Origin of the sequence: Bradyrhizobium liaoningense (assembly GCF_018130955.1) — a bacterium.
GTDB classification, from domain to species: Bacteria; Pseudomonadota; Alphaproteobacteria; order Rhizobiales; family Xanthobacteraceae; genus Bradyrhizobium; species Bradyrhizobium liaoningense_C.
Window position 1 is genome coordinate 1 of record NZ_JAFCJM010000137.1, and the last position, 2,704, is coordinate 2,704.

The 2,704-nt window shown below is 57.2% G+C and carries 2 protein-coding genes; both read right to left on the reverse strand.

All coding sequences use genetic code 11. From position 1 onward, the window contains the following. Window positions 1–177: 177 nt before the first annotated feature. A complete protein-coding gene (locus tag JQ632_RS39020; protein WP_212408030.1) occupies window positions 178–1,152 on the reverse strand; it encodes an ABC transporter substrate-binding protein in 975 nt (324 codons plus the stop codon). Window positions 1,153–1,394: 242 nt separating this feature from the next. After that, the gene (locus JQ632_RS39025) at window positions 1,395–2,366 is read right to left on the reverse strand and encodes an ABC transporter substrate-binding protein (RefSeq protein ID WP_212408031.1); all 972 of its coding nucleotides are present in this window, start codon (window positions 2,364–2,366) and stop codon (window positions 1,395–1,397) included. Window positions 2,367–2,704 lie beyond the last annotated feature (338 nt).

Here is a 2,704-nt window from a genome sequence, read left to right on the forward strand (position 1 = left end):
CACCCGCTCATGCCCTGTGCATTGCGTAGCGTAGGAGTTGCGTTGAGAGCGTCAGGGTCGGCGGATCAAAGCCGGTCAGCCTTACCAAATGGCCGAAAGACATCCGTCGGTTACAGCCGACTTTTGCAACAAAATCGGCCACTTCCGGACTCATGCATCGCAGCAAGAAAGATCGATCTATTCGATCACCTGATCGGCGCGAACAAGTAGCGAGGGCGGCACGGAGAGCCCGAGCGCTTTGGCAGTCTTCATGTTGATGACCAACTCGAATTTGGTCGGCTGTTCAACCGGCAGATCGGAGGGCTTGGTGCCTTTGAGGATTTTATCGACATAGCCGGCTGTACGGCGGTACAGATCGGCGAAATCGGGGCCGTAGACGACCAACCCCCCGAGATCAGCGCATCTTCGGAACAAGTAGCTTGCCGGCAGATGATACTTCGCCGCGAGCGCGATAGTTCGCGGAGCTTGGAAAAAGGTGAGGGCATCACCAAGGTCCATTACGGCGTCGGCATGTTGGGCGGCGGCCGATGCAAAGGCGACGTCGAGTTCCTCGGCCGTCGTCGCCTCAACTGTTAGCAAAGCCACACCGAGCCTCCGGGCTGTGCGAGACAAGAATTCCCCGAAGTTAAGCCTGTGCATTGGGTTGTTCGGATTGACCAAGAGCGCGATTTTAGATGCGCTGGGGACCAGTTCTTGGAGGATTTCGAGACGTTTCGCGCCGAAGTCATCGGGGACCATGGTCGCAAGACCCGTTATGTTGCCGCTTGGTCGCGATAGGCTTTGCACGAGGCCGAGCCCTAGGGGATCGGCCACAGCCACGAATACAATCGGAATGGTGGAGGTTGCTGATTTTGCGGCTAGCGCTGCCTGCGGTCCCGGAGCAATTATCAATTCGGGAGCTAAGGCCACCAACTCGGCGGCTAAATCTGGCAGGCGGTCCGGGGCATAACGATATTCGACAATCAGGTTTTTGCCCTCTATCCAACCGTTCTCGCGCAAACCGCTGAGCCACGCGGCGTGAATGGGGTCACGGGCCGGCTCATCTGCCCAAGCAATGAGGAAACCAATTCGCCGAGGCTTCCCCTGCGCCCTCGAACGTGGCGAAGCGAGCAGTGCCGCAGTAGCAGCCGCTATAAACTCACGCCGCTTCATTCGATCCTCATCGCAGTTTGAGGACGACGGAGCGCAGAGTATCACGTCTCAATGGTGGTCGGGACACAAATGCTGCGTCGCAATTGCGGTGCGTCGCACATGACGCCTATGGGTCAATCGCGTCGGTTTTGCGATATGCCGATCGCTTCCGCTATTTCCCCAACAGCGGCGGTAAAGCGGACGGCGCGACATTTCGCATCTGGGCCATGTGCAGACTCCTGCGGTGCCGCAAACCCATCATCTCATTCGATCACCTTGTCAGCGCGCGCCAATAGAGCCTCCGGAACCGTCACACCCATCGCCTTAGCGGTCTTGAGGTTGATCACCAGCTCGAATTTCGTCGGCTGTTCGACCGGCAGATCGGCAGGCATCGTGCCGCGCAAAAGGCTCGCCGCAAATCGGGCAGTAAGGTCTTCCAAATGACCGTGGGATGGGCCGTAGCCGATAAAGCCACCTTTCTCGGCCCAGTAGCCCCATTGATACATGGCCGGAAGCCGCAGTGCTGCAACTCGTTCTATAATCAGCGGAGCATTGCCGTCGATCATCGCGGACGAAAGCACATTCAGCGCCGTGGCGCCCGATGCCTGTGCCTTATCGATAGTGGCGACAATCTCCTCGGCGCTAGTGATGCGATAGATTGAAAGCTCGACGTTTTTTGCGCGCGCCGCCTCTTGCAGAGCGCGATCCTTCCCCTCAGTTAACCACCTGGTTTCGGCGAGAGCCGCCATGTGGCGAATCCCAGGTACGGCTTCGATCAGGATGTCCTGTCGCTTGCCGTCAAGCTCAGGGGCAAAAATGCTGATCCCCGTGGTATTCCCATTGGGCCGGCTGAATGATTCTACCAGTCCCTCGCCAACCATATCGCCTGTGATCCCAACGATGGGAATGCTTTTGGTTGCCTGCTGCACGGCGCGAACTGCCACGGGGCTAGCAGCATAGATGACATCGGGTTGGGCTATGACCAGCTCCGCCGCATATTGCGAAATCAAATCGATATGCGCAGCAAAGGCGCGGTAATCAATCCTGAGGTTTTGGCCTTCAATGAAACCAGCGCGCCGTAGTTTGTCAAAAAAAAGTACGTTAAAGGGAATATCGCGAGGATGCGGAGACAAGCAACCTAGGTGATACGTCCGTCCCGCTTTCTGGGCCAACGCTGTGAGCGGCAACGCCACGATCGCACCGCCGACTAGCGTTATGAACTCGCGCCGTCGCATTTCGTCGCCCTTAAGGCCGAGCGACAGCCTAACATATGCTTCAAATCCCACCGGTATTGTGCATCACAGCAATATGCGCGCTGATGTCGCAGATGGGTCATAAGCCGTCAATGCCGGCGAAGCTGGGTGACTTCCGTTATGCGCTCGATTTTGTTGCAAAAGTCGGTTGAGGCGAGCCGGCAAGCGTGATTCCGTTGTGTTGACGCGAATCGCGACGAGGTCGATCCATGATGGGCCGTCTGAAGAGTGACCAAGGTCAACTGTTCTACGAGTTTCATCTCAGCGACGCGGTTCCCGAAGATCATCTAGTGCGGAAGATCGACACTGCTCTCGATCTG